Source organism: Kocuria oxytropis (assembly GCF_040981195.1).
Taxonomy (GTDB): Bacteria; Actinomycetota; Actinomycetes; order Actinomycetales; family Micrococcaceae; genus Kocuria; species Kocuria oxytropis.
The window spans coordinates 20,993-47,845 of record NZ_JAVFXA010000017.1 but is presented as its reverse complement, the minus strand read 5'-3'; the positions used below and the strand labels follow the sequence as shown (position 1 = coordinate 47,845).

The window sequence follows — 26,853 nt, the reverse complement described above, 5'->3', positions numbered from 1 at the left end:
GACCACCCCTGAGGGCTGCGGCACGTCCCCGGCCCTGCCACGCGCAGCTCCGGGCTCGGCGCCCTTCGTGAAGGTTCGGCAAAGATTCCGCCCCTGACCCCGTCCGGGGCCGCCGCGCCGCCGGGCAGAGGGGGACACTGAGGTCATGAATGCTGGCAGTGGCGCGGTGGCCGGGCGGGTGCTGGTGGTGGACGACGAGAAACCCCTGGCCCGGATGGTCGCCACCTATCTGGAGCGCGCGGGGTACGAGGTCGCCACCGTCCACACCGGCCCCGACGCCGTGGAGGCCGCCCGCACCCTCGGCCCCGACGTCGTCCTCCTGGACCTGGGGCTGCCGGGGATGGACGGCGTCGAGGTGTGCCGCCGGATCCGGGGCTTCTCCGAGTGCTACGTGCTGATGCTCACCGCCCGCGGGGACGAGGAGGACAAGCTGACCGGGCTGGCCGCCGGGGCCGACGACTACATCACGAAGCCCTTCAGTGTGCGCGAGCTCGTGGCCCGGGTGGCCGCGGTGCTGCGCCGGCCCCGGACCACCGTGACCCCCGTGGAGCCGGCCCGGACCTTCGGGGACCTGACCGTGGACCTGGCGGCCCACGAGGCGCGGGTGGGCGGGGACCCGGTGGCGCTGACCCGCACCGAGTTCGAGCTGCTGGCCGCCCTGGCGGAGCGGCCGCGCGAGGCGCTGACCCGCCGCCGGCTCATCGACGCCGTGTGGGGCCCCGCCTGGGTGGGCGACGAGCGGATCGTGGACGTGCACATCGGCCACCTGCGCCGGAAGCTCGGGGAGGACCAGTCCGCCTTCGTCGACACCGTGCGCGGGGTCGGCTACCGGATGGTGGCCCGGTGACCCGGCGACGACGCCCCCGGGGCCTGGCGGCCCGGTTCTTCCTGGCCCAGGCGATCGTGGTGGGTGCCGGCATCCTCGCCGCCGTGGCCGTGGCCTCCCTGGCCGGCCCGCCGATCTTCCACGAGCACCTCGTCATGTCGGGGCACGCGGAGAACTCCCCGGAAATGCTCCACGTGGAGCGCGCCTACGTCGACGCCGGCCTCGTCGTCCTGGGCGTGGCCCTGGTCACCGCGCTGGTCTGCGCCACGGCGGTGACCGCGTTCTTCACCCGCCGCCTCCGGCGGCCCCTCACCGCCCTCACGGAAGCGGCGCGGTCCATGGCCCGCGGCCGCTCCGGCACGCGGGTCCCCGACCTCGGCGCCGGGGCCGAGGTGGACGCCCTGGCGGCCTCCTTCAACACCATGGCCGATCGCCTGGAGCGCACCGAGGAGCTCCGGCGGCGGATGCTCTCGGACCTGGCCCACGAGATGCGGACCCCGATCTCCGTGCTCACCGTCTACTGCGAGGCGCTGCAGGACGGGGTGGCGCACTGGGACGAGGCCACCCACGAGCTCATGACCGACCAGCTCGGGCGTCTCACGCGCCTGGTCGAGGACATCCACGACGTCTCGCGGGCCGAGGAGGGGCGGATCGAGCTGGACCGCACCGAGCAGCCGGCGGCCGACCTGGCCCGCGCCGCGGCCGAGGCCCACCGTGAGGCCTGCGCCGCCCGGGGCGTCCGGCTCGTCCTGGACGTCGACGACGACGCCGGGGTGGTGGAGGTGGACCGGCAGCGGATGGGCCAGGTGCTGGACAACCTGCTCAGCAACGCCCTGCGGCACACCCCGCCGGGCGGGGAGGTCCGCCTCCGCGTCGCCCGGCAGGGCCCGGGCCGGGTGGTCCTCGATGTCGCCGACACCGGCGAGGGCATCGCCGCCGAGCACCTGCCCCGGGTGTTCGAACGCTTCTGGCGGGGGGACAGTGCCCGGGACCGCGACCACGGCGGCTCCGGGATCGGCCTGACCATCTCCCGCGCCCTGGTCGAGGCGCACGGCGGCACGCTGGCCGTCACGTCCTCCGGTCCCGGCGCCGGGGCGGTGTTCACCGTGGAGCTGCCCGCCCGCCGGCGCGTGGGCCCGTCACCGGCCGACATCCTCGGATGACGCCCTTGCCCTATACCCCCTAGGGGTATATACCTGGAAGGAGCAGGGGCCGTGCCGGTCCCCGCCAGCACACCGAACAGCTTTCGCGGAAGGAGCACCCCATGAGCGCCCCGCACCACGACAGACCGGCCGCGCCGGAGCGGGGGCACGCCGGGCACGAGCCGCACGAGCACGCCCGCTCAGCGGTCGACGAGGACCACCAGGTCCACCAGCACGGGGAGCACGCCGGGCACTCCACGGCGATGTTCAAGAACAAGTTCTGGCTCTCGCTCGTGCTCTCGGTCCCGGTGGTGGTCTTCAGCCCGATGGTCGCCCACCTGCTGGGCTACCACGTCCCCGAGTTCCCGGGCTCGGCCTGGATCCCTCCCGTGCTGGGCACGGTCATCTTCGCCTACGGCGGCACCCCGTTCCTGAAGGGCGGGCTCAGCGAGCTGAGGTCCCGGCAGCCGGGGATGATGCTGCTGATCGCCATGGCCATCACGGTCGCGTTCGTGGCCTCCTGGGTGACCACGCTGGGCATCGGCGGCTTCGACCTCGACTTCTGGTGGGAGCTGGCCCTGCTGGTGGTGATCATGCTGCTGGGCCACTGGATGGAGATGCGCGCCCTCGGGGCGGCGTCCTCCGCCCTGGACGCCCTGGCGGAGCTGCTGCCCGACGAGGCCGAGAAGATCACCGGCGGGGAAGCCGTCACGGTGCCCGTGTCCGAGCTGGCCGTGGGGGACGTGGTGCTGGTGCGCTCCGGGGCCCGCGTCCCGGCCGACGGGACGATCGCCGACGGGACCGCCGAGTTCGACGAGTCGATGATCACCGGTGAGTCCCGGGCGGTCTCCCGGGGCCCCGGCGAGACCGTGGTGGCCGGGACCGTGGCCACCGACACCACCGTGCGCGTCCGGGTGGAGGCGGTCGGGGCCGACACCGCCCTGGCCGGGATCCAGCGGATGGTCGCCGCCGCCCAGGAGTCCTCCTCCCGCGCCCAGGCCCTGGCCGACCGCGCCGCCGCGTGGCTGTTCTGGTTCGCCCTGGGCGCCGGCGTCCTCACGGCCCTCGCCTGGACCCTGCTGGGCAGCCCGGACGACGCCGTCGTCCGCACCGTGACCGTGCTGGTCATCGCCTGCCCGCACGCCCTGGGGCTGGCGATCCCCCTGGTCATCGCGATCTCCACCGAGCGCGCGGCCCGCTCCGGCGTGCTGATCAAGAACCGGATGGCCCTGGAGCGCATGCGCACCATCGACGTGGTGCTCTTCGACAAGACCGGCACCCTCACCGAGGGGGCGCACGCCGTCACCGGGACGGCCCCCGTCCCAGGGGTCTCCGCGGGCGAGCTCCTCGCCCGGGCGGCGGCGGCCGAGTCCGACAGCGAGCACCCCGTGGCCCGGGCCATCGTGACCGCGGCCGCCCAGGACCCCGAGGCCCGGAGGCTGGGACTGCGCGGCACCGCGTTCACGGCCGCGGCCGGCCGAGGGGTGACGGCCACGGTCGACGGCGCCGAGGTCGTCGTCGGCGGGCCCACCATGCTCCGCGAACGCGGCCTGTCCACGCCGGCGGCGATCGCCGCGACCACCCGTGAGTGGGTGGAGCGCGGCGCCGGGGTGCTCCACGTCGTGCAGGACGGGCAGGTCATCGGCGCTCTGGCCCTCGAGGACCGGATCCGCCCCGAGTCCCGCGCCGCCGTGGCCGCCCTCCAGGAGCGCGGCGTGAAGGTCGCCCTGATCACGGGCGACGCCCGGCAGGTCGCCCAGGCCGTCGGCGCGGACCTCGGCATCGACGAGGTCTTCGCCGAGGTCCTGCCCCAGGACAAGGACAGCAAGGTCGCCGAGCTCCAGTCCCGGGGCATGACCGTGGCCATGGTCGGCGACGGCGTCAACGACGCCCCCGCCCTGGCCCGCGCCGAGGTCGGCATCGCCATCGGCGCCGGCACCGACGTGGCCATGGAGTCCGCCGCGGTGGTCCTGGCCGGCAACGACCCCCGGGCCGTGCTGTCCATGATCGACCTGTCCCGGGCCGGCTACCGGAAGATGGTCCAGAACCTCGTCTGGGCCACCGGCTACAACGTCCTCGCCGTGCCCCTGGCCGCCGGGGTCCTGGCGCCGGCCGGGATCGTGCTCTCCCCGGCCGTCGGGGCGGTGCTGATGTCGGTCTCCACCATCGTGGTGGCGCTCAACGCCCAGCTGCTGCGCCGCCTGGACCTCGACCCGGCCCGGCCGGCCGCCCTCGCCACCGGTGACCGCCCGGACACCGAGCGGTCCGCGGAGCGGACCACCGCCTCTGCCCCCGTTCCCACCCCCTGACCGCCTCCCGACCCGACGAAGGACTTCCCGTGCAGCGCTCCACCACTCTCACCGCCCTCGCCCTCGCCTCCGCGCTCGCCCTGGCCGCCTGCGGCTCCGCCGGTGAGGACACCGCCGCCCCGGAGGCGAGCACCGCCGCCGCGACCGCCGACGCCTCGACGGCGTCCCCCTCGGCGTCCCCCTCGACCTCCTTGTCGGGCTCACCGTCCGGGGCCGCCGCCGCGATCTCCGCCGAGCACAACGACGCGGACGTGATGTTCGCCCAGATGATGCTCCCGCACCACGAGCAGGCCGTGCAGATGAGCGAGATCCTGCTCGGCAAGGACCTCGTGCCCGGAGAGGTCCGCGACCTCGCCGAACGGGTCCGGGACACGCAGGCGCCCGAGATGGAGCGGATGCGCGCCATGCTCGCCGCGTGGGACGCCCCGGCGGCCCCGGAGGCCTCCGCGGCCCAGCACGGCGGCCACGGCTCCGGCATGGTCGACGAGCAGGGCATGAACTGGCTGCGGGAGGCCGAGGAGGGGCCCGCGGCCGCCCGGCTGTACCTGGAGCAGATGACCCAGCACCACGAGGGGGCGATCGAGATGGCCCGGGACCAGGTCGAGGACGGGCAGAACCCCCAGGCCCTCGAGCTGGCGCAGGACATCGTCCGGGCGCAGGAGGCGGAGATCGCCGAGATGGAGCGGATGCTCCGAGAGCTGCCGGAGGGTTCCTGACCGCCCCGGCATCCGGCGTCGTCGCACGCGTGCGGCGGCCAGTGGGACGCGACGAGACGATCGACGAAGGAGGACCGTGATGATGTGGGGCGACGGAATGGGATGGGGCATGGGCTGGATGTGGATCTTCTGGCTCCTGCTGATCCTGGGCACAGTGGTGCTGGTGGTCGTGCTCCTCAAGGCGTTCACCGGCGGTTCGGGCGGCGGGGCCCGGCAGGGCGGTGCTGCGCCGCCGACGGGCGCGGGTCCGCGCCGGTCCCGGGAGATCCTCGAGGAGCGCTACGCCCGCGGGGAGATCAGCACCGAGGAGTACCGGGAGCGGCTGCGGACCCTGGAGGAGGGCGACCGGTGAGCCCGCTGACCCGCCGGCAGCTCCTGGCCCTCGGCGCGGCCGGGGCCGGTGCCGCGGCCGTGGGCGGAGCCGGGCTGTGGTGGACCAGCGGCGGCGGCGAGGCCCTCGGCGGCGGCCGGAAGCTGCTGCAGCCCGAGGTGCTGTCCGGCCGGGACGGCGTCCTGGACCTCGCCCTGGAGGCCGCCCCCGCCGAGGTGCGCGTCGGGGCGCGGCAGGCGAACGTGCAGGCGTTCAACGGCTCCCTGCCCGGGCCGACCCTGCGGGTCCGGCCCGGGGACACGGTCCGGGTGACGATGACCAACGGCCTGGACGCCCCGACGAACCTGCACGTGCACGGGCTGCACGTGTCCCCGGAGGACAACGGGGACAACCCCTTCGTGAGCATCGAACCGGGGGAGTCCTTCGACTACGAGTACGTCCTGCCGCAGGACCATCCGCCGGGCACCTACTGGTACCACCCGCACCACCACGGGCACGTGGCCGACCAGATCGCCGCGGGGCTCTACGGGGCCATCGTCGTCGAGGACCCCGACCCCGTCCCGGTGGCCCGCGAGCGGGTCCTGGTCGTCTCCGACATCACCCTGGACGGCTCCGGGAACCTGGCCGAGGTCTCCCCGCCGGAGCGGATGATGGGCCGGGAGGGGCAGACCGTGCTGGTCAACGGTCAGGTCCGGCCCGAGGCCGGCGCGGCGCCGGGGGAGCGGGAGCTGTGGCGGGTCGTCAACGCCTGCCCCTCCCGGTACCTGCGCCTGACCCTGGACGGCCAGACCGTGCGGCTGTCCGGCCGCGACGTCGGCCGCCTGCCCGAGCCGGTCGAGCTCACCGAGGTGACCCTCGCCCCCGGCAATCGGGTGGAGCTGCTGGTGGACACCCGTGAGGGCACCTCCACGCTGCTCGCCGCCCCGGTGGACCGCGGCAGCATGGACGGCATGATGGGCGGGGCCCTGCCCGGGGACGGTCCCGGCAACGACGACCCGATCGAGCTGCTCGTCCTCGAGGTCGCCGGGGAACCGGCGGGGACCCCGGGCCCCGTGCCCCCGGGCCCGGCCCTGCGGGACCTGCGCGACGAGCCGGTCGAGGCCCGGCGCACCCTGGACTTCGCCATGGGCATGGGCGGGATGGGCGGCATGATGGGCAGCAGGCGAGGCCCCGGGCAGATGATGTCCTTCACGATCGACGGGCGGCCGTTCGACCCCGAGCGCACCGACCAGCAGGTCCGGACGGGCACCGTGGAGGAGTGGACCCTGACCAACTCCAGCCCCATGGACCACCCGGTGCACCTGCACGTGTGGCCGATGCAGGTCGTGGCCGACGGCGGCCGCGACGTCTCCACCCCGCGGTGGCAGGACGTGGTCGACGTCCCGGCCTTCGGGGAGGTGACGGTGCGGGTGGCCTTCGACGACTTCGGCGGCCGCACCGTCTACCACTGCCACATCCTCGACCACGAGGACCTCGGCATGATGGGCACCGTCGAGGCCCGCTGAGCACCGCGGGCACGGCCCGCCGAACGTGTCCGAACTACCCCACCGCCGGGACGCGACCGCGACCCGGCAGGAAGGACGTGCACCACCTCATGGACGACAGCACGCAGACGCAGAAGAAGCTCTCCCTGACCGGTTCCGTGGCCCTGGGGACGGGGGTGATGATCGGCGCGGGCATCTTCGCCCTCGTGGGGCAGGTCGCCGAGCTGGCCGGCGGCTGGGTGCCCTGGGCGTTCCTCGCCGGGGCCGTGGTCGTGGCCTTCAGCTCCTACTCCTACATCCGCTACTCGGCCACCAACCCCTCCGCCGGCGGGATCGCGATGCTGCTCAAGGCCGCCTACGGCCCCGGGGTCCTCGCCGGGTCCTTCTCCCTGTTCATGTACGTGTCGATGATCCTGGCCGAGTCCCTGCTGGGCCGGACCTTCGGCACCTACCTGCTGCGCCCCTTCGGGCTGCAGGGGTCCGCGCTGTGGGTGGCCGTTCTGGCGGTGGCCGCCATCACGGCCGCCGCCCTGGTGAACCTGGTGGGCAACCGCTGGGTGGAGCGCTCCGCCACGGTGACCGCGGCGATCAAGATCGTGGGCATCGCCGTGCTGGCGGTGGCGGGCATCCTCGCCGCCGGGGTGTCCTCGCTGGGCCGGCTGGTCACCGCGGCCGACCGCACCCCGCCGGAGTCGGGGTGGCTGGGCTTCCTGGCCGGGACCACCCTGTGCATCCTGGCGTACAAGGGCTTCACCACGATCACCAACCAGGGTGCGGACCTGGAACGGCCCGAGCGCAACATCGGCCGGTCCATCATGATCTCCCTCGCCCTGTGCACGGTGCTCTACCTGCTGATCACCGTGGCGGTCACCGGCAGCCTGACCGTCCCGCAGATCGTCGAGGCCCGGGACTACGCCCTGGCCGAGGCGGCCGAGCCGATGTTCGGGGTCTGGGGCGTGCGGCTGACCGTGCTGATCGCCGTCGTCGCGACGCTGTCGGGGCTGATCGCGAGCCTGTTCTCGGTCTCGAAGCTCTACGACATGCTCCGCGACATGGGTCAGGCCCCGGGGCTGCCGGGGCAGGAGAGCTACCAGTCCCTCTACATCACCGCGGGGCTGGCCATCGTCATGGCGGCCTTCTTCGACCTGTCCCAGATCGCCGCCCTCGGCGCCATCCTCTACCTGACCATGGACATCGCCATCCACCTCGGCATCCTCCGTCACCTCAAGGACGACGTCGGGGCCAGGCCCTGGATCCCCTGGGTCGCGATCGTCCTCGACATCGCGGTGCTCGTGCCGTTCGTGCTGCTGAAGGCGCAGTCCGATCCGTTCACCCTGGGCGTCACCGCCGTGGTGGCCCTGGTCATCGTCGTGGCGCAGTGGTTCACGGTGCGGCACCGCTCCGACGAGGACGCGCGTCAGGGCGAGCACGAGCAGCACTGACGGGCGGCGAGCCGCTCGGGGCCACCGGGGTCGTGGCGCCCCGCCGGGCCTATCCGACCCCGGAGCCCTCGAGGGCCGCCCACAGGACGCCGGCCAGGACCCCGAGGACCAGGCTCGCGACCGCCGCGGTTCCGGCGGTGACGGCCGGCCAGGCGGCCGCCCCGCCGCGGCCGGGAAATCCCGCGGCGTCCTGGTCCGGACGGGCGAAGACCGGGGCGAACCAGCGCAGGTAGTAGAACAGGCTGAGCACGCTGTTGAGCACCACCACCAGGGCCAGCCAGCCGTGCCCGCCGTCCCAGGCCGCGGTGGCGGTGGTGAGCTTGCCGACGAACACGGCCAGCGGCGGCGTCCCCACCAGCCCCAGCAGGGCCACGAGCAGCGCCAGCCCCAGGCCCGGGCGGGAGCGGGCCAGGCCCCGGTAGGCCTCGAGCTCCCGGTGCTCGGGGAGCGCGGCCGTGACGGCGAAGGCCGCGACGTTGGTGACGGCGTAGGCGGCCAGGTAGAACAGCAGCGAGGGCAGGGCCAGGTCGCTGCGTCCGGCGGCGGCCACGGGCACGAGCAGGAACCCGACCTGGGCCACGGTCGACCAGCCCAGCAGGCGGCGGGGGTCCGTCTGCCAGTAGGCCGCGAGGTTGCCCAGGACCATCGAGGCGGTGGCCAGCAGCGCCGCGACGAGCAGCCACGAGCTCTCCCCGGCGGAGACCGTGGCCACGAGCCGGTACACGGCCACCAGCGCCCCCACCTTGGGCACGGTGGTGAGGAACGTGGCGGCGGTGGCCCCGGTGCCCTGGGCTGCGTCCGGCACCCAGAAGTGGAAGGGCACCCCGCCGGCCTTGAAGAGCAGCCCGGCGAGCACGCCCAGCACGCCCGCGCCCACGGCCGCGGACGGGGCGGCGGGCAGCGCGTCCCGGAGCAGGGCGTAGTCGGTGCCGCCGGCCAGGCCGTAGAGCACGGTGACCCCGAGCATGAGCAGGATCCCGGACAGCGCCCCCATGAGGTACGTCTTCATGGCGGCCTCCGCCCCGGCGCGGCCGCCGGTGAGCCCGACGATCCCGTACAGGGGGATGCTGGCCAGCAGGAATCCCACGATCAGCACGAGGAGGTCGGTGCACCCGGCCAGGACCATCACCCCGGTGGTGGCGAAGAGCAGCAGCGCGTACGTGTCGGACTCCCGCGGGGACCCGGCGATCTCCCCAGAGGCCACCCCCAGGACGAGCAGGGTGGTCAGGGCGGCGATCACCCGGGCGGCGCCGGTGGCGGCGTCCACGGTGAAGGTGCCGCTGAAGGCGCTCTGCGCGGGCCCGGCCATGGCGAGCGCGGCCGCGGCCGCGGCGCCCAGCAGGGCCAGGGCGGCGGCGGCGCGGGAGACCCACTGGCGCCTCCGGGGCAGGAACGACCCGCCCAGCAGCACCACCAGCCCTCCGGCGAAGACGACGATCTCGGGCAGCAGCAGCTCGGGGCGCATCGGCATCGAGGCCTCCACGGGCTACCGTCCCACCAGGCTCACGAGCGCGGCCGAGGCCGGCTCGATCACCTCGAGCAGCACCCGCGGCAGCACGCCGATGAGCAGGGACAGGGCCAGCAGGGGGGCGGCGGACCACAGCTCCTGCGCCCGGAGGTCCTCGAACCCGGGGGTGTGCCCCGCCGCGGGGCCCGTGAAGACCCGCTGCAGGGCCCGCAGGAACAGCGCGGCGGTGACCAGGATGCCCGGCAGGGCGACCGCCGTGACCGGGGCGACCGCGACGCTGCCGGCGAAGATCTGGAACTCGGCGATGAACCCGGAGAACCCGGGCAGGCCCAGGGACGCGAAGGCCCCCACCGCGAACAGCGCCGCGTAGCGCGGGGCAGGAGCGGCCAGCCCGCCGTAGGAGCCCATGTCGTAGGTGCCCGCCCGGTCCTGCATCACCCCGGCGAGCAGGAACAGGGCGGCGGTGATCAGCCCGTGGCTGACCATCTGCACCACCGCGCCGGTGACCGCGACGGACCGGGCCTGCGCGGCGTCCTCGGCGAGGAGCCCCACCGCGCCCAGGGCCAGGACGATGTAGCCCATGTGGTTGACGGAGGTGTAGGCGATCATCCGCTTGAGGTCCGTCTGGGCCAGGGCCACGAACGCCCCGTAGAGCACCGAGACGATCCCCACGACCACGATCACCCAGGCCCACGCCCGCCACGCCTCCGGCAGGATCGGCATGGCGATCCGCACGAACCCGTAGGTGCCCATCTTCAGCAGCACGCCTGCCAGCACGGCCGAGCCGGTGGCCGGGGCGTCGGTGTGGGCCGGGGGGAGCCACGTGTGGAAGGGCACGGTGGGGGTCTTCACGGCCAGGCCCACCAGGATCGCCGCGAGCACGAGCCCTCCGGTGAGCGGCTCGCCCGCCAGGGGTGCCGCCGCGACGAGCTCGGGGATGTCGAAGGTGTGCGGCTCCGCCGCCACGTAGAGCCCGATGAAGCCCAGCAGCAGGGCCAGGGAGCCCAGGAACGTGTAGAGGAAGAACTTCAGCGCCGACCGGGCCGCACTGCCGTGGCCCCACCCGGCGATCACGAAGTACATGCCCACGATGGACAGGTCGAAGAACACGAAGAACAGGATGAGGTCGGCCGCCACGAACACCCCGAGGCTCACGCCCTGCAGGAACAGGAACAGCGCCGCCTGCACGCGGGGCCGGTCCGCGTCCCGGAGGGCGTGGACGGCGCAGGCCAGGAACACCACGGCCGTCATGGCCAGCAGCGGCAGGGAGAGACCGTCCACGCCCACGTGGTAGCTGCTGCTGACACCGGGGATCCACGGGACCTGCTCCTCGAACGCCAGCCCGCGGGGCCCGGGGTCCTCGTAGCCGGCCCACAGCACGCCGACGAGCACCAGCTCCACGACGCTCACCGCCACCCACGCCCAGCGTGCGGCCGCGGGCCCGATCGACGGCACCAGGGCCAGGACGGCGGCGGCCAGCAGGGGCAGGACGACGATCAGACTCAGCATGCTCATCCCCAGACGGTGTAGACGGACCAGGCCACGACGCCGACGGCGAGCACCGCGACGGCCTGGAGGAAGTACTGGTGGACAGCCCCGGTCTGCGGGGCCCGGGCCAGCTGCCCGAGCCGGCGGACCCGGCCGGCGAAGCCCTCGACAGCGCCGTCCACGACGCCGTCGTCGAACCGGGCCGCGCCCCGGCCGGCCGCGTCGGCGGCGTGCGCGGTGGTGTCGACCCCGGCGTCGAGGACCCGGTCGTCGAACCGGGCCGCAGCCCGCGCCAGCACCGGGACGGCCCCGGCGGCGGCGGTCACGGCCCGGTCCAGGACGAGGTCGTCGAACCGGGCCAGCGCGTGCGCCAGGCCCAGCGCGGGGCGGACGAGGACGGCGTGCGCGGCGGCCTCCAGCCCCAGCCACCGCAGGGCCCAGTCCGGCTCGGGGGCGCGCAGGCGCAGCATCAGCAGCAGGACCGCGAGGGCGATCCCGGCGGAGACGAGCAGCTCGGCGGGCGCCACCCCGCCGTGCCCGCCCAGGGCCCCGGCGAGCGTCCGGCTGACCGGGGGCAGTGCCAGGACCCCGAGCACGGCCGCACCGGCGGCGAGCACGACCAGCGGGGCCTGCTCCAGGGTGCCCACCCGCCCGGTGCCGCCGCCCTCTGCCACCGCACGGGCACCGCGGTGCCACACGGTCCACAGGACCTTGCCCGCGTAGGCCGCCGACAGGGCCGCCGCCGCGAGCCCGGCGGCGTAGAGCCGGACCGAGGTCTCGAGGGCCCCGGCGAGCACCGCGTCCTTGGTGGCCCACAGGGACAGCGGGGCGATCCCGGCCAGGGCCAGCGCCCCCACGGCGGCGGTCACGCCCACCACCCGCCACCGGCGGCCGGCCCCGCGCAGTGCCGTGAGCTCCTCGGTGCCCAGCGCCGTCAGCCACGCCCCGGCCGCGAGGAACAGCAGTGCCTTGGTGGAGGCGTGCGCCACCAGGTGGGCCGCACCACCGCTGACCGCGCCCACCCCGGCAGCCAGCACCACGAAGCCCAGCTGCGCCACCGTGGACGCCGCCAGCAGCTGCTTGAGCTCCCGCTGGGCCAGCGCCACGAACCCCATCAGCACGGCGGTCAGCACCCCGATCCACGCGGCGGCCGGGCCGGCCCACCCGGTGGAGGCCAGCAGCGGTTCCACGCGCAGCAGCAGGTAGCCGCCCATGGCCACCATGGCCGCGGAGTGCAGCAGCGCGCTCACCGGGCTGGGGCCCTTCATCGCCCCCGAGAGCCAGAACGAGAACGGCAGCTGCGCCGCCTTGCCCAGCGCCGCCACGAGGATCCCGGCCGCCACCACGTGCCGCCACGGGTCCTCCGCCGCCGGGAGGTCGGCGAGCGCCATCCCGGCGCCGCCGGCCAGGGCGGCGCCGGCGGCGACGTAGAGCCCCAGGTCCGCGGTGCGGGTGGTGATGAACGCGGTGAGCCCGGCCGAGACGCGATCGGTGTCCCGCCACCAGAACCCGATCAGGGCGTAGGAGGTCGCCCCCATCAGCTCCCAGGCGAACAGCAGCGCCGGCAGGCTCGCGGCCGTGGCCGTGGCCAGGGCCGCGGCAGCGAAGACCAGCATCAGCCCGTGGAAGCGGGGCCGTGCCGACCGGATGCTGCCGGCCGCGAAGACCAGCACCAGGAGCGTCACCACCGCGACCATCGGGAGGGTCAGCGCCGCGAGGGCGTCGACCTCCAGCGCGAAGTCGGCGCCGGCCACGAACGGGGAGGACACGGAGGGGCGCGCCCCGGCGGCGACGACCGCCAGCACCGCGGTCACCGCGGCGGTGACCACCGCCACCGGGGCCGCGGCCCGCTCCGCCCGGGTCAGGGCGAGCACCGCTCCCACGGCGCCGGGCAGCACCACCACGGCCGCCAGCACGGCCTGGGCCGCCGTCATCGGGCGAGCTCATCGGCCATGTCGGTCATGTCGGTCTGCCGCCTGCGGTGCAGCAGCGTGGCCACGGCGAAGCCCATGGCCATCTCCACGGTCATGGCCGCCAGGACCACCAGCAGCAGCACCTGCCCGGAGGGGTCCGGGGCGAGGAACCACCAGAATCCCGCGGCGGCCAGGAGCACCCCGTTGATCATCAGCTCCAGGCCCATCATCACCATCACCACCACCTGCTGGGACAGGGCCCCGTAGAGCCCCACCGCGAACAGGGCGGCGGCCACGACCAGCACGGACTCCAGGGTCATCGGCCCACACCTCCCGGCTGCGGGTCGTCGGCCGGACGGCGGCGCAGGTCGTCGCCGAGCCGGTCGTAGCGGGTGCGGTGGGCGGCCAGGACCACCCCGGCCACGATGGTCGCGACCATGACCGGGCCCACCACGGCCATGACCAGCATCTTCTCGCCCATGATCTCCAGGCCCAGGGCGTGCGTGAGGTCCTCGGGCGGGACGCCGCGCCGCTGCGGCCACGGGATCAGCAGGGCACCGGCGGCCAGCAGCACGAAGACCCCGGCCGAGACGCCGAGCGCGGTCTTCTTCCCGTGGGTCATGTCCATGGGCATCAGCGCCGGGTTCATGCCCATGAACATCACCATGTAGACCGCCATCACCGCCATCTCCATCACCATCATCAGGATCGTGATGAGCCCCAGGTAGCTCTGGCCGAGCAGCAGGATCTGCACCCCCACGGCGACGAAGGACAGCGCCAGGGCATAGGTGGCTCGGGCCATGGAGTCCACCACGAACACGGCCGCCCCGGCGGCCACGGCCACCACGGCGAGTCCCCAGAACACGATTCCGATCAGCACGGCTCAGCCCTTCCAGACGACGACGAGGGACACGACCAGGTCCTGGAGCACGGCGGCCGGGAGCAGGACCGTCCAGCCGATCTCCATGAACCGGTCCGGGCGCAGCAGCGGGACCTTCCGCCGCAGCCACACGAGCACTGCCAGCACCGCCACGGTCTTCACCAGGACCCAGGCCCAGCCGGGCAGGACGGGCCCGGCGCCGCCGCCGAGGAACAGCGGCACCGAGAAGGCGGCGCCGGCCGTCAGGAACAGGTGGCGCCCGGCCTGCAGGACGAGGCGGTCGACCCCCGAGAGCTCGGCCAGCACGCCGCCGCCGATGTCGGCGGCCAGCGCCGGGGCGAAGGGACCCCACACGGAGAAGCCGGTCACGCCGACGAGGAAGACGAGGAATGCCACCGGCATCCAGACCGCGAACCACAGCCCGTCCTGCGCCGCCGCGACGTCGCCCACGGCCAGGCTGCCGGCGGCGATGGCCGGGGCCACCAACGCGAACATCAGCGGCAGCTCGTAGGCCAGGCCGTGGGCCAGGAACCGGTAGCCGCCCACCAGGCCGTGCACGGAGTTCGCCCCCCACCCCGCCAGCCAGACCAGCGCCCAGACCATGACGTCCACGGTGTTGAACCACACCACGCCGACATCCAGGTCCGTCAGCGTCCACCGGCCCAGCGGGAGCACCGCGATCATCAGGAACGCCCCGACCAGCATGCCCGCGCCACCGACCCGCCACAGCAGGGTGTCCGCGGCCACGGTGGTCCGGCGCCGCTGCCGCAGCAGCCGCGCCGTGCGCCCCAGCGGTGCGCCCCACCCCCCGCCGGTGCCCTGCGCCCGGGCCGAGAGCACCGCGTCCAGCGCCACGGCGAAGAAGGCCAGGCTGCACAGGATGATTCCTGCCGGCACAGCCCATCCGCCGGGGACGACCGTCACCACGGCCTCAATGCTCTCGGACACGGTCCACCTCCTGGACGGCGGGGTGCGGCTCGAGAACCAGGCTCGCCACGGCCAGTCGCACGGAGCCCAGCTCCAGGCCCGTCACCAGGTCCGGCACCACCGCCCACGGCACCGCGTCGTCATCGGGCGGGACCGGCTCCGCGGCACCGGCCTCGGCGCGGATCCGGTCCACCCGGGACAGCAAGCGGTCGTGGGCGTCCCCGAGACAGTGCCGCGGCAGCTCGTGGCGCTCCAGGGCGGAAGGGTCGAGCGGCAGCACGCCCCGCAGCGACCAGCGGAGCAACCACGATCTCCGGACCGACCGGTGCAGCCGCTCGGCGGCGGCCCGGGCCGCCGCCCGGTCGCCGTGCCGGAGCGCGTCCCGGGCGCGGCGCGCCCAGGCCGCCGCGTCCTCGGCCCCGGCCAGCGCCAGCAGCGCCATGACCTGGTCGCACCGCGCCACCGCACCGTGTGCGGGCCGGGGACGCGGGCCGGTCGCTCCGGCCCCGTGGTCGGCGTTCTCGTCGTCGTCCTCGGCGTGGTTCGCACCGTCGACCACGGAAGCCTCGGCGTCGACCACCACGTCGCCCTGCAGCGCGCAGCGCAGCACGAGCCCGGCCGGCCAGAACGGGAGCACGGGGCCGAGCGGGAGGTGGAGCACATCCATCTCCAGCCCGTCACGGTCCTCCCCGCCCTCCGCCAGGGGGATTCCTGCCGGAGCCATGTCCATCCCACCGTGACCGCCGTGGTCCATCTCGCCGTGGTCCATCTCGCCGTGGTCCATCTCGCCGTGGTCCATGCCTCCGTGACCCCCATCATCCCCGTCCTCGGGGATCCCGGGCTCCTGCGGCCGTTCCCGGGCGTCCGAGCGGTGGTGCGGGGTGTCGAGCAGGAGCGCCGCGGCGTCGTCGAGAGCAGAACCGACAGCGCCGGGCGAGGCGATGCGGCAGCGGACGCGGGGACCGGGCATCTGTTCCCAGAGGCGGTCCACCAGCTCCGAGAGCTCAGGGCCGGGGTCGCCGCACACGGCGAGCACGTCCGCGTCGGCCGGTGTCCACGCGGGTCGCCACCCGCGCCGGAGCAGCTCCTGCTCGACCTCCATGCGGGTCTCCCCGTGACCCGGCACCTCGACGACGAGGACCTGGGCCGCCCGGACCGCGAGGCGGGCGATGACGCCGCTCAGGCCCATCGGAACGCCCCCTCCCGCCAGGCCCAGGCCACGGCGACGAGCAGAGCTCCGAGGAACAGGAACATCTCCACCACGGCGGAGATCCCCTCCTCGATCACCACCACGGCCCACGGATACATGAAGAGCATCTCCACGTCGAAGGCCAGGAACACGATCGAGGCGAGGTACCAGCGGGCGTGGAAGCGGGACAGCGCGTGCTCCTCGGGCATCCAGCCGGATCGAGCGGGCAGGGCCGTCAGCGGGTCGGTCGAGACGGCGGCGAGGTGGTGGAGCGCATAGAGCAGCAGGACGAGAAGCAGCGCCACCAGGGCCATGACCACGATCCCGGAGTACACGATGATCTCCTCCTCGCCGCGCGGTCGGCGTCCCGACCTCTGCCGTCGGCCGGTGGGAGGGCGTCGTCCTGCCGGGCGGTTCCCTCCCACCGGTCGCGATGTGACGTCCCGGTGACCACCGGGACGGCCGGAGCGGCGGTCACCCGAACGGTCACGCCGACGCTCCGCCGGGCTCAGCCCAGCGCGGCGAGGAGGTCGGTGCAGGCCTGCTCGCAACGGCGGCACGCCTCGGCGCAGACCTTGCAGTGCTCGTGCATGCTCGCGTGCTGCCCGCACTCGTCCCCGCAGGCCTTGCAGGCCGTGCGGCACGCCTCGAGGACCGCGCGGGTGACCTCGGCACTGGCGCCGGTCCGGCGGGAGAGCACACGGCCGGTGCTCTCGCAGACGTCGGCACAGTCGAGGTTCGTGCGGATGCACCCGGTCAGGTCCGCGACCGAGTCCTCGGCCAGGCAGGCGTCGGCGCAGGCGGTGCAGGTCTGGGCGCACTCGAAGCACGCGGCGATGCACTCCGCCAGCTTCTGCCGGTCGATGGTGCCCAGGTCCTTCGGATAGGTCTCGAGCATCGAGGTCACGTGGGTCATGGTCTCGCTCCTTCGTCCGTTCAGCCGTGGTGCGGACCGGTCGGAGCCGGCCCGCCGTGTCATCGACAGTAGACTGCCGATCTGGGGGAGTGAACCCCCCGGCCGTGAAGATTCCGTGAAGAGATGTCGATGAGCCGGGGACTGCCCCCGCAAGCCCCGGCCTCTGTCCCGACGGCGACCCCCTCGACCGCGAATTGACCGTCGTTCTCATTTTCTTGAGAATGGATCTCATGAGAACTCCTTCCGCGCCACCGGCGGCGGACCGCCCGGCGATCCGCGCCGAGGATCTCACCGTGGTCCTCGGTGCCGTGCCGGTGCTGCGCGGCGTGGACCTCACCGTGGCCGACGGCGAGGCCGTGGCCCTGATGGGGAGCAACGGCTCCGGGAAGTCGACCTTCCTGAAGTCCCTGCTCGGCATCGTGCCCATCGCCTCCGGCGAGGCCCGGATCTTCGGCGCCGACGTCACCGGTGCCCGCCGGGCCGTTCCGTGGTCCGACATCGGGTACGTCCCGCAGCGCGTCGGGGTCGGCGCCGGGGTGCCGGCCACCGCGCTCGAGGTCGTCGCCTCGGGGCTCACGGGGCGGCAGCGCCTGCGCCCGGGCGCCGGCGCCCGGCGCGCGTGCCTCGAGGCCCTGGAGCAGGTCGGTCTGGCCGACCGGGCTCGCGAGAGCGTGGCGATCTTCTCCGGCGGTCAGCAGCAGCGGGTGCTGATCGCCCGGGCCCTGGTGCGTCGGCCCCGGCTGCTGCTGCTGGACGAACCCCTGTCCGGGGTGGACCAGGTCTCCAGGGAGGCCGTGGCCCGGGTCCTGGCGCAGCTGCAGGCGGACGGCACCACGCTCCTGGTCGTGCTCCACGAGCTGGGCGAGCTGGCCCCCCTGCTGGACCGCGCCGTGGTGCTGCGCCAGGGGCGCATCGTCCACGACGGCGCCCCTCCGCTGCCCGCCCCGGGCCACGACGCCCCCGACCACGAGCACCTGCACCCCCACGGGGACGAGCACTCCACCGTCCCGACCGCCCCCGACCTCCACGGAAAGCCGCAGTGACCATGATCGAGACCCTCGCCGCCATGCTGGCCAGTCCGCTCATGCAGCGCGGGCTGCTGATCGCCGCCCTGGTCGGGGTCTCCGCGCCGGTCATCGGCACCTATCTCGTCCAGCGGCGCCTGGCCCTGCTCGGTGACGGCATCGGCCACGTGGCGCTCACGGGGGTGGCCATGGGCTGGCTGGCCGGCTCCGCGGCCGGGCTCACCCCGCACGACGCCCTGGCGGTGCCCGGGGCGGTGGTTGCGGCGATCGTCGGCGCGGTGCTCATCGAGGTGATGCGCACCAAGGGGCGCACCAGCGGGGACGTCGCGCTGGCCCTGCTCTTCTACGGCGGCATCGCCGGCGGAGTGCTGCTGATCGGGCTGGCCGGCGGCACGTCGGCGAACCTCACCGGCTACCTCTTCGGCTCCATCGCCACCGTCACCCCTCTGGACGTCTGGCTCACCGCCGGGCTGGCCGCGGTGGTCCTCGGTCTCGGGCTCGGCCTGCGCCCCGCCCTGTTCTCCCTGTGCCACGACGAGGAGTTCGCCCTCGCCACCGGGCTGCCGGTGCGCGCCCTGAATCTCATGGTGGCCGTCATGGCCGCCCTGACCGTGTCCGTGTCGATGCGCGTGGTCGGCGTCCTCCTGGTCTCCGCGGTGATGATCGTCCCGGTCGCCGTGGCCCAGCTGCTCACCCGGTCCTTCGCCGGGACCATGGGCGTGGCCATGGCCGTGGGGGTCGGCGTCTGCGTGACCGGCCTGTCCATCACCTATGTCCAGCCGCTGTCCCCGGGGGCCACGATCGTGGTGCTGGCCATCGCCTGCTACGTGCTGGCGCTGCTCGCCCGCCCCCTCCTGGGACGCACCCGGCGCCACGGTGGTCCGCACGGAACGGACCGTCTCCACGACGCCGAGGACGACCTGCAACTGCGAGGAGCGTGACCATGTCGCGGACCACCCGGCAGCGCTCGGCCCTGACCGAGCTGCTCGAACGGACCCCCGAGTTCCGCTCGGCCCAGCAGCTCCACGCGCTGCTGGGCGAGCAGGGGGAGTCCGTCTCCCTCGCCACCGTCTACCGGAACCTCAGCGCCCTGGCCGAGGCCGGGGAGATCGACGCCCTCGCCGCCCCGGGCGGGGAGACCCGGTACCGCCGGTGCCGGCGCACCGAGCACCACCACCACCTCGTCTGCCGCCGCTGCGGCCGCACCGTGGAGGTGGCCGAGAGCTCGGTGGAGCAGTGGGCCACCCGGACCGCCCGCCGGCACGGGTTCACGGAGGTCACCCACGCGATCGAGCTCCACGGGATCTGCGCGGCGTGCCGGGCCGAGGGCTGAGCGCACGCCGGCCGTCAGCTTTTGACAACGATTCTCAGCTTGTCTGAGAATTGTTCTCATGAACCTGTCGCGCGCTCTCGCCGCCCCGCTGTCCCTGGCCGCCGCCCTCACCGTGTCCTCCTGCGCCTCCGGCCCGGGCGACCCCTCGGCCACCGGCGGCACCGACGAGAAGCTGACCGTGCAGGCCTCCTTCTACCCGCTGCAGTACGTCACCGAACGCGTCGGCGGGGACCTCGTGGACGTGGAGTCCCTGACCCCCGGCGGGGCCGAGCCCCACGACGTGGAGCTGTCCCCGGCCGCCGTGGACGGTCTGCGCACCGCGGACGCGGTGGTCTACCTCTCCGGCTTCCAGCCGGCGGTCGACGACGCCGTGGCCCAGGCCGCCCCCGGGCACGTCCTCGACGCGCGGCACGCCGGGGTGGAGGGCGAGCAGGCCCACGCCGCGGAGGAGCACGGGTCCGTGGAGAAGTCCCACGCCGGCGAGGCCCACGGGGAGGACTCCCCGGCCGGTGAGCAGGCGGAGCCCGCCGGTGACGACGGGCACGGCCACGACGGCGAGGACCCGCACTTCTGGCTGGACCCGGACCGGCTGGCCGCGGTGGCCACGGAGGTCGCCCACGAGCTGGCCGAGGTGGACCCGGACAACGCCGCGGCCTACGAGGCCAACGCCGAGCGGCTGAGCACGGAGCTGGCCGCCCTGGACGAGGATTTCCAGCAGGGGCTGGCCACCTGCGAGCGCGAGACCATCGTGGTCACCCACGACGCCTACGGATACCTGGCGGACCGCTACGACCTCGACCAGGTGTCCGTGGCCGGGCTCGAGCCCGACACCGAGCCCTCCCCGGCCCGGCTGGCCGAGATCGGCGAGGTCGTCGAGTCCGAGGGCGTCACCACGGTGTTCTCCGAGTCCCTGGTCAACCCGAAGGTCGCCGAGACCCTGGCGGCCGAGCACGGGATCGGGACGGCGGTGCTGGACCCCCTGGAGATCCAGGCCGACGAGAGCGCCGACTACCAGCAGGTCATGCGCACCAACCTCGAGACCCTGCGGACCGCGCTGGACTGCGCCTAGCATCCACCGGCTGAGCCGTCCCGGTCGGATCCGGAGCGGCCCGCGCGGTGCCGGGCCGTCCCCGGAGGGGTCCTGGGGCCCTCCGGGCAGCGCCGCGGTGGGGGAGAATGGGATCGTGCACACCATGACGGGGACCACCGCGGACGCCGCGCCTCCGGGCCGGGCGGTGGACCCGGGCCCCGCCGCCCGGGCCTGAGCGGGCGGCGCCGACGAAGGAGCCACCATGTCCTCACTCCCAGCGGGTCGTGTGCTGGTGGTCGACGACGAGGTCGACCTGGCGCGGCTCGTCGCAGGATATCTGCGCAAGGCCGGGCTGGAGGTCGAGGTGCGCCACGACGGCACCGACGCGGTGGCCGCGGTGCGGGACTTCGCCCCGCACGTCCTCGTGCTGGACCTGGGGCTGCCCGGGATCGACGGGATCGAGGTGTGCCGCCAGGTGCGGACCTTCTCCGACTGCCACGTCCTGATGCTCACCGCCCGCGACGACGAGATCGACAAGATCGTGGGCCTGTCGGTGGGTGCCGACGACTACGTGACCAAGCCGTTCAGCCCGCGCGAGCTCGTGGCCCGCACCCAGGCCATGCTGCGCCGGGCCCGCACCGGCCCCGCGCCCGGCCCGGCCGCGGCGGGGCGGGACCGGGCGCTGGTGGTCGGGGACCTGGTGGTGGACGAGGCCGCCCGGGAGGTCCACCTGGGCGGGGAGCCGGTGCCGCTGACCCGGATCGAGTTCGACCTGCTGGCCGCCCTGGCGGCCCACCCGCACCTGGTGCTCTCGCGCCGGCAGCTGGTCGAGATGGTGTGGGAGACCACCTGGAACGGGGACGCGCACCTGGTGGACGTGCACATCGGGCGGATCCGCAAGAAGCTCGGCGACGAGGCGGCCGGCCCGAGGTTCATCCAGACCATCCGCGGCGTCGGCTACCGGATGGGCACCGGGCGATGAGGAGCCAGGCGATGAGGACCTTGGCGATGAGGAGCCGGGACATGAGGACCTTGGCGATGAGGAGCCGGGACATGAGGACCTGGGCGATGAGGAGCCGGGCGATGAGGAGCCTGCCCCGGTCCCGGGCCTCGCTGACCGTGCGGTTGATGCTGGCGCAGGCCGCGGTGCTGCTGAGCGGACTGGTCATCGTGGTGATCACCGCGGTGCTGGTGGGGCCGTCCATGTTCTACCAGGAGCTCATCGAGGCCGGTCATGTCGACGAGGCCGACGGGCTGGGCCACCTGGAGGACGCCTTCCGCTCGGTGAGTCTCACGGCCTCGGCCATCGGCGGGCTCTCGGCCCTCGGCATCGCCGGTGTCCTCACCTTCTACCTCTACCGCACCATCGGGCGGTCCCTGGCCTCCTTCAGCGCCGCCGCCGGGGAGGTGGCCGCGGGAAACTACGACGTGCGCGTCACCTCCGCCGCGCTGGGGCCGGAGTTCGACACCCTGGCCGGCTCCTTCAACGAGATGGCCGCCAAGCTCAGTGCGGTGGACACCACCCGGCGCCAGATGCTGGCCGACCTGGCGCACGAGATGCGCACCCCGCTGGCCAGCCTCGAAGGCCACCTGGAGGGCGTCGAGGACGGGGTGGTCGAGCTCGACGAGCACACCACCGGGATCCTCCACGCCCAGATCAACCGCCTGGAGCGCCTGGCCCGCGACATCCGCCAGCTCACCGCCGCCGAGGAGGGCATGACCCGGCCCCAGCTGACTCCCCAGGATCCCCGGCACCTGGCGGCGCAGGCGGTCGCGGCCATCGAGCCGGAGGCCGCCGGCAAGGGCGTGCTCCTCACGGCGCGGAGCACCGGCCCGGAGATCGCCCCGGTGCCGCTGGACCCGGAGCGGATGGGCCAGGTGCTGAGCAACCTGCTGGAGAACGCCCTGCGCCACACCCCGTCCGGGGGCAGCATCGTCCTGCACACCGAGCACACCCCGGCAGCGGTCACCTACACCGTCACCGACACCGGGGAGGGCATCCGCGCGGAGAGCCTCCCGCACGTCTTCGAACGCTTCTACCGCGCCCACACCGGCCGGGAGGCGCACCGGGGAGGCTCGGGCCTGGGGCTGGCGATCAGCAGGGCCCTCGTCGAGGCCCAGGGCGGAACACTCGAGGCCACCAGCGAGGGCCCCGGCCGCGGGGCCAGCTTCCGGATCCACCTGCCCCGCCCTACCGGCTGATCCCGCCGGAGGACGGCGGCGGCGCCTGCCGGTCCGGGGGGCGGGGGGTCCCGCGGAGGGCGAGCCGGCGGGTGCCCTTCACGGTGCGTCCGATCACCTTCTCCAGCGGTCCCTGGCCCTTCGCCCGCTGCCAGGCCACGGCGAACACCGCCGCGACCACCAGGTGGACGGCGTACCACAGGGCGGGACGGTCCTCGTGGACCTCGAAGGACAGGGCCACCAGGTGGGCGGTGTACAGGGTCAGCGTCATCGCGCCCATCGCCGCCAGCGGCAGCAGCCAGGCCTCGAACCGGCGGGCGATCAGCAGCAGGGCCCCGAGCACCGCCAGGCCCACCCCCAGGCTGGCCGCGATCGCCGGTGGGGTGTTGGTGTGCGGCGTGTCGATCGCCAGCCACCACATCGACTCGGTGAGCGGCGAGTCCGGCCCCCAGATCAGGGCCTCGGCCAGCTCCTGCTCGTCCAGCGAGGAGGCCTCCAGCAGCCGCTGGGATCCGCCGAGGACGTGGAGCAGGACGAAGGAGGCGACACGGGCGAGGACCGTCAGCCCCAGACCCACGGCCAGCAGCCGCACCTGCACCCCGCGCCGGCGCAGGTCCAACCGGCCCAGCCCCATTCCGGCCAGCAGGTAGGTCATGTAGGGCAGTGCCGGATAGGTGCCGGTCAGCAGCAACTGGGAGAGCGTCCCTGCCGGCTCGCTCACCACGTCCGCGAACGTGGGGTTGGACGAGCTCCACTCGGGGAGCACCTCCGTGAGCCCCTGCATCAGCAGCGGCCCGGCGAGCCAGAACACCGCCGCGCAGCCGAAGAGCACCCGCGGGCCCGCGTGCAGGAACGGGACCGCCAGCAGGAAGAACATCCCGTAGTAGATCAGGATGTTGTCCGCCGGGGCGTCCTCGGGCATCAGCACCCCGATCAGCAGCCCCACGAGGGCGATCAGCCCCGCCCGCACGGCCAGGCCGATCCGGTCGGCGGTCATCGTCGCGCCTCCGTGCGGGCGGCGCCCGCCGGAGGTCAGGGCCAGACCGACCCCGGCCAGCAGGGCGAACAGGGCCGCCGAGTCCCCCGAGAAGATCAGGTGGGACCAGGTCGGTTCGTCGGTCGCCGCGTCGTGGTCGGGCAGGATGTGCACCGAGATCAGCCCGATCAGTGCCAGCCCCCGGGCCGCGTCGATGCCCACCAGCCGGCGTGCGGGCCGGGCGGCGGCACCGGCCGGCCCCTCCGGGGCGGTCGTCCTCGCCGGTGACATCCCACTCATGATTCCTCCTGGTGCAGCCGGCCGCCGCAGGGCCGGTCGTGGGCACGGCCGGCGGGCCGCGTCCGCGGCCCCGGGGCGTCCGGAGCCGGTCCACCTCCAGCGTGCCGTCCGCACCCGGCGCCCAGCTCGCAGGATCCTCACGCTTTCGTCAAGACATCGACCCGCCCGCGCGCAGGAGCCGCAGGACACAGCAGGAGCAGCGATCCCGGCCGGGAGAACCCTGGGAAAGGGGCGGGCCGGACGGGAACCCGCCCGGCCCGCCAGTAGGCTCAGGCCGTGACCGGACTCAGTGGCGCTGCCCTGCTCGAAGTCACCAGCGCGGCCGCCACCAACGCGGGCCTGGCCCTGGTGGCGGCGGCCGTGATCATCCGCTGCCTGCGCGTGCGGTGGCACCGGACCGAGGCGGTCCACGTCGTCCACGGCGAGGAGCACGCGCTGCGCTGGCACACCACCCGGTACGAGATCCACGAGGAGCCCTGGCACCGTCCGCCGGTGCCCGCTCCTGCTCCCGGGGCCGAGGTGGTCGTCTGGTACCACTCCCGGCACCCGGAGCACTGGAGACTGAGCACCCCGCACCGCTCGGCCTGGGCCCTGGCGGTCTGCGGGGCGGGCCTCGTGCTGCTGGGGCTGCTGATGCCGGTGCTGCAGTAGGCCCCTGCCGCCCGTCGCCGGACCCCGCGGGCAGCGCTGGACCGCGCCGGGGACCCCACCGGGCCGGGCGGGGTCAGGGCAGCTGCGGGTCCACTCCGTAGTGCTCTGCCAGTCGCGTGATCACCGCGTGGGCGCCCTGGATGCTCACGGAGGCCACGAACGTCTCGTCGTCCACCGGCAGGACCTCGCCCTCGAGCCGGTCCCAGAGCGGGTTGGTGGTGAAGCGCTCCTCCTGCTCACGGGACGCCTCGCCCTCGGCGCCCTCGGGAGCCCACGTGCTGACCATCACCAGGTCCGCGTCCGCTTCGAGGATCTGCTCCTGGGACAGGGGCACGAAGATGCTCTCCGTCGTGTCGGGGGCCCCTTCCGGGCGGGGAATGCCCATGTCGGCCATGATCTCGCCGATGAAGGAGTCCGAGGAGTACAGGCGTGCGGTGTCCTCGCCCGCGAAGCGCAGCAGCGAGTAGGTCGCTCCGGGGTCCTTCTCCAGGATCGCCTCGCCCACCGCGGCGGCACGCGCCTCGTAGTCGGCGACCTCCCGCTCGGCCTGTTCCTGCTTGCCCAGAGCCTCGCCCAGGAGGACCACGTTCTCCTTCCACGTGGGCCCGGTGGACTCCGAGAACACCGTGGGGGCGATCTTCTCCAGCTGCGGGTACAGGGCCTCCTGGCGGACCTTGGCCGAGACGATGAGGTCCGGGTCCAGTCCGGCGATCTGCTCCAGGTCCGGCTCGGCGATCGTGCCGACGTTCACGGACCCGGCCGTCTCCTCCGAGACGTCCCCCAGGTAGTCGGCGAACGGGTCCTCCGGGTCCTGGCGGTACTCGGCGTAGCCGACCAGTTCTGCGTCGAGCAGGAGGGCTGCGTCCACGTAGCTGGGGTCCAGGGCGACCACCCGCTGGGGCTGCTCCTCGATGACGGTCTCTCCCATCGCGTGGGTCAGCGTCAGCGGGTACCCGGCGGACGTTCCGCTCGCCCCGGCCGAGGCCGGTGCCGCGGACCCGGTGGCGGACTCGGCGGCCGGATCGCCGCTGCCGCACGCCGTGAGGCTGAGCAGGGACAGGCCGAGGGCGGCGGCGGGGAGGAGCTTGAGGCGGGTCATGAGGAAGGCCTTCGGTCGGACGGATCAGAGGACGTGGTGAGGTGAGGCTTGCCTCACTGTGGCAGACTGTAGCAGTCCGCCCGACATTAGCTCACACTCTCCTGACGTAATCGAGGTCGCATGGTTCCGTCCCTGGCCACCCGGTCTCGGCGCGCCCCCGTGCTCCACCGGGGGCAGTGGCTGGCCGTGCTGCTCGCCGTGGCCCTGGGCGCCGTGGTGCTCAGCGTGTGCGTGGGCGGACGGCCCTCCACCCCGGCCGAGGCCTGGCACGCCGTGCTCACCCCCACGGGCACGGTCATGGACGTGACCATCCGCGAGCTGCGCTGGCCCCGGACCGTGACCGCCGTGGTGGTGGGAGCCTGCCTCGGCCTGGCCGGTGTGCTGGTCCAGGGCCACACGCGCAACCCGATCGCCGACCCGGGCCTGCTGGGCATCAACCAGGGTGCCGCCCTGGCGATCGTCGCGGTGACCGCCGTGGCGGGCACCGTCACCCCGCTGACCCAGGCGCTGCTGGCCTTCGCCGGGGCCCTGGTGGCGGTCGTGGTGGTCTTCCTCATCGGCTCCGCCGCCCGGCACGGGGCCACGCCCATCACCCTGGTGCTGGCCGGTGCGGCCGTCTCCGCCCTGTGCGCCGGGCTGGTCTCCGGCATCGTGCTCCTCGACGACCAGGCCCTGGACACCCTGCGCTTCTGGCAGGTGGGCTCCGTGGCGATCCGCAACGGCTCCCTCGAGGTGCTCTGGCCCTTCCTGGCCCTGGGTCTCGTCCTGGCCGCGGTCAACGTCGGAGCGCTGAACAGCCTGTCGCTGGGCGAGGACGTCGCCCGGGGCCTGGGGGTCTCGGTGCTCCGGGCCCGGGTCACCGGGATCGCCGCCATCACGCTGCTCGCGGGTGCGGCCGTGACCCTCGCCGGGCCCATCGCCTTCGCGGGCCTCGTGGTCCCCCACGTGGCCCGGGCCGTGATGGGCACCGACTACCGGTGGCTGGTGCCCGCAGGGGTCCTGACCGGTGCGGCTCTGTTGCTGCTGGCCGACACCGCCGGCCGGGTCGTCGCCCGCCCGGGAGAGCTGCCGGTCGGGGTGGTGCTGGCGGCCGTGGGCGCACCGTTCTTCGTCCACCTCGCCCGGCGCCGGAAGCCGGCCGGCGTATGACCCCGGCACCCACCGCCCCGACCCGGGCCCGCACACCGACTCCGGCCCGGAGGGACTCTCCCCAGCCGCGCCCGTTCC

26 protein-coding genes are annotated in these 26,853 nt (G+C 74.2%); 15 read left to right on the top strand and 11 right to left on the bottom strand.

Going from position 1 to position 26,853, the window contains the following annotated elements:
* Nucleotides 1-145: 145 nt before the first annotated feature.
* The 7 genes from QYM41_RS15105 to QYM41_RS15075 all read left to right on the top strand — a co-directional run bounded on the left by QYM41_RS15105 (nt 146) and on the right by QYM41_RS15075 (nt 8,250).
* On the top strand, nt 146-847 hold the full coding sequence (locus QYM41_RS15105) for a response regulator transcription factor (protein WP_368800616.1): 702 nt from the start codon (nt 146-148) through the stop codon (nt 845-847).
* A complete protein-coding gene (locus QYM41_RS15100) occupies nt 844-1,989 on the top strand; it encodes a sensor histidine kinase (RefSeq protein WP_368800615.1) in 1,146 nt (381 codons plus the stop codon). The genes QYM41_RS15105 and QYM41_RS15100 overlap by 4 nt, the downstream gene beginning before the upstream one ends.
* Nucleotides 1,990-2,090: 101 nt before the next feature.
* A complete protein-coding gene (locus tag QYM41_RS15095) occupies nt 2,091-4,277 on the top strand; it encodes a heavy metal translocating P-type ATPase (protein WP_368800613.1) in 2,187 nt (728 codons plus the stop codon).
* Between the two features lie 29 nt (nt 4,278-4,306).
* Nucleotides 4,307-4,993 (top strand): DUF305 domain-containing protein, encoded by a 687-nt coding sequence (locus QYM41_RS15090; protein ID WP_368800612.1) that lies wholly within the window; start codon nt 4,307-4,309, stop codon nt 4,991-4,993.
* 79 nt (nt 4,994-5,072) lie between these two features.
* Nucleotides 5,073-5,345, top strand: a complete 273-nt coding sequence (locus QYM41_RS15085) for an SHOCT domain-containing protein (RefSeq protein ID WP_368800626.1) — start codon at nt 5,073-5,075, stop codon at nt 5,343-5,345.
* Complete coding sequence (locus QYM41_RS15080) at nt 5,342-6,829, top strand: multicopper oxidase family protein (protein ID WP_368800611.1); 1,488 nt, start codon at nt 5,342-5,344, stop codon at nt 6,827-6,829. The genes QYM41_RS15085 and QYM41_RS15080 overlap by 4 nt, the downstream gene beginning before the upstream one ends.
* An 89-nt stretch (nt 6,830-6,918) precedes the next feature.
* Complete coding sequence (locus QYM41_RS15075) at nt 6,919-8,250, top strand: APC family permease (protein WP_368800610.1); 1,332 nt, start codon at nt 6,919-6,921, stop codon at nt 8,248-8,250.
* Nucleotides 8,251-8,299: 49 nt separating this feature from the next.
* Here QYM41_RS15075 and QYM41_RS15070 read toward each other — a convergent pair whose 3' ends face one another.
* The 9 genes from QYM41_RS15070 to QYM41_RS15030 all read right to left on the bottom strand — a co-directional run bounded on the left by QYM41_RS15070 (nt 8,300) and on the right by QYM41_RS15030 (nt 17,031).
* Nucleotides 8,300-9,721, bottom strand: a complete 1,422-nt coding sequence (locus QYM41_RS15070; protein ID WP_368800609.1) for an NADH-quinone oxidoreductase subunit N — start codon at nt 9,719-9,721, stop codon at nt 8,300-8,302.
* Nucleotides 9,722-9,736: 15 nt separating this feature from the next.
* Nucleotides 9,737-11,233: a complex I subunit 4 family protein gene (locus QYM41_RS15065; protein WP_368800608.1), complete on the bottom strand. Its 1,497-nt coding sequence runs from the start codon at nt 11,231-11,233 to the stop codon at nt 9,737-9,739.
* Nucleotides 11,230-13,140 carry a proton-conducting transporter transmembrane domain-containing protein gene (locus QYM41_RS15060; protein WP_368800607.1) on the bottom strand — a complete coding sequence of 637 codons (1,911 nt, stop codon included), beginning with the start codon at nt 13,138-13,140 and terminating at the stop codon, nt 11,230-11,232. The genes QYM41_RS15065 and QYM41_RS15060 overlap by 4 nt, the downstream gene beginning before the upstream one ends.
* Nucleotides 13,137-13,439, bottom strand: a complete 303-nt coding sequence (locus QYM41_RS15055; protein WP_368800606.1) for an NADH-quinone oxidoreductase subunit NuoK — start codon at nt 13,437-13,439, stop codon at nt 13,137-13,139. The genes QYM41_RS15060 and QYM41_RS15055 overlap by 4 nt, the downstream gene beginning before the upstream one ends.
* Nucleotides 13,436-13,999, bottom strand: coding sequence for an NADH-quinone oxidoreductase subunit J (locus QYM41_RS15050; protein ID WP_368800605.1), 564 nt, complete (start codon nt 13,997-13,999; stop codon nt 13,436-13,438). The genes QYM41_RS15055 and QYM41_RS15050 overlap by 4 nt, the downstream gene beginning before the upstream one ends.
* 3 nt (nt 14,000-14,002) lie before the next feature.
* The gene (locus QYM41_RS15045; protein WP_368800604.1) at nt 14,003-14,947 is read right to left on the bottom strand and encodes a complex I subunit 1 family protein; all 945 of its coding nucleotides are present in this window, start codon (nt 14,945-14,947) and stop codon (nt 14,003-14,005) included.
* The gene (locus tag QYM41_RS15040; protein ID WP_368800603.1) at nt 14,931-16,115 is read right to left on the bottom strand and encodes a hypothetical protein; all 1,185 of its coding nucleotides are present in this window, start codon (nt 16,113-16,115) and stop codon (nt 14,931-14,933) included. The genes QYM41_RS15045 and QYM41_RS15040 overlap by 17 nt, the downstream gene beginning before the upstream one ends.
* Nucleotides 16,106-16,450 carry an NADH-quinone oxidoreductase subunit A gene (locus QYM41_RS15035; RefSeq protein ID WP_368800602.1) on the bottom strand — a complete coding sequence of 115 codons (345 nt, stop codon included), beginning with the start codon at nt 16,448-16,450 and terminating at the stop codon, nt 16,106-16,108. Before QYM41_RS15035 ends, QYM41_RS15040 begins: the two co-directional genes overlap by 10 nt.
* Nucleotides 16,451-16,623: 173 nt before the next feature.
* Nucleotides 16,624-17,031: a four-helix bundle copper-binding protein gene (locus QYM41_RS15030; RefSeq protein WP_368800601.1), complete on the bottom strand. Its 408-nt coding sequence runs from the start codon at nt 17,029-17,031 to the stop codon at nt 16,624-16,626.
* A 221-nt stretch (nt 17,032-17,252) separates the two neighbouring features.
* On the opposite strand from QYM41_RS15030, the gene QYM41_RS15025 reads away from it, so the two are divergent.
* The 6 genes from QYM41_RS15025 to QYM41_RS15000 all read left to right on the top strand — a co-directional run bounded on the left by QYM41_RS15025 (nt 17,253) and on the right by QYM41_RS15000 (nt 22,621).
* Nucleotides 17,253-18,074, top strand: a complete 822-nt coding sequence (locus QYM41_RS15025) for a metal ABC transporter ATP-binding protein (protein WP_368800600.1) — start codon at nt 17,253-17,255, stop codon at nt 18,072-18,074.
* 2 nt (nt 18,075-18,076) lie between these two features.
* Nucleotides 18,077-18,997 (top strand): metal ABC transporter permease, encoded by a 921-nt coding sequence (locus QYM41_RS15020; protein WP_368800625.1) that lies wholly within the window; start codon nt 18,077-18,079, stop codon nt 18,995-18,997.
* 2 nt (nt 18,998-18,999) lie between these two features.
* Complete coding sequence (locus tag QYM41_RS15015) at nt 19,000-19,389, top strand: Fur family transcriptional regulator (RefSeq protein ID WP_368800599.1); 390 nt, start codon at nt 19,000-19,002, stop codon at nt 19,387-19,389.
* Between the two features lie 58 nt (nt 19,390-19,447).
* The gene (locus tag QYM41_RS15010; RefSeq protein WP_368800598.1) at nt 19,448-20,458 is read left to right on the top strand and encodes a metal ABC transporter substrate-binding protein; all 1,011 of its coding nucleotides are present in this window, start codon (nt 19,448-19,450) and stop codon (nt 20,456-20,458) included.
* A 223-nt stretch (nt 20,459-20,681) separates the two neighbouring features.
* Nucleotides 20,682-21,401 carry a response regulator gene (locus QYM41_RS15005; protein WP_368800597.1) on the top strand — a complete coding sequence of 240 codons (720 nt, stop codon included), beginning with the start codon at nt 20,682-20,684 and terminating at the stop codon, nt 21,399-21,401.
* 101 nt (nt 21,402-21,502) lie between these two features.
* Nucleotides 21,503-22,621: a sensor histidine kinase gene (locus tag QYM41_RS15000; protein WP_368800595.1), complete on the top strand. Its 1,119-nt coding sequence runs from the start codon at nt 21,503-21,505 to the stop codon at nt 22,619-22,621.
* On the opposite strand, the gene QYM41_RS14995 is transcribed toward QYM41_RS15000, so the two are convergent.
* Nucleotides 22,611-23,876, bottom strand: coding sequence for a heparan-alpha-glucosaminide N-acetyltransferase domain-containing protein (locus QYM41_RS14995; protein WP_368800594.1), 1,266 nt, complete (start codon nt 23,874-23,876; stop codon nt 22,611-22,613). The two genes, QYM41_RS15000 and QYM41_RS14995, sit on opposite strands and share 11 nt — an antisense overlap.
* Before the next feature lie 276 nt (nt 23,877-24,152).
* On the opposite strand from QYM41_RS14995, the gene QYM41_RS14990 reads away from it, so the two are divergent.
* Nucleotides 24,153-24,527: a hypothetical protein gene (locus QYM41_RS14990; protein ID WP_368800592.1), complete on the top strand. Its 375-nt coding sequence runs from the start codon at nt 24,153-24,155 to the stop codon at nt 24,525-24,527.
* A 73-nt stretch (nt 24,528-24,600) separates the two neighbouring features.
* Here QYM41_RS14990 and QYM41_RS14985 read toward each other — a convergent pair whose 3' ends face one another.
* The gene (locus QYM41_RS14985) at nt 24,601-25,626 is read right to left on the bottom strand and encodes an ABC transporter substrate-binding protein (protein WP_368800591.1); all 1,026 of its coding nucleotides are present in this window, start codon (nt 25,624-25,626) and stop codon (nt 24,601-24,603) included.
* A 120-nt stretch (nt 25,627-25,746) separates the two neighbouring features.
* Between QYM41_RS14985 and QYM41_RS14980 the strand changes: the two genes are divergently transcribed.
* Nucleotides 25,747-26,775, top strand: coding sequence for a FecCD family ABC transporter permease (locus QYM41_RS14980; RefSeq protein ID WP_368800590.1), 1,029 nt, complete (start codon nt 25,747-25,749; stop codon nt 26,773-26,775).
* The last annotated feature ends 78 nt before the right edge of the window (nt 26,776-26,853 follow it).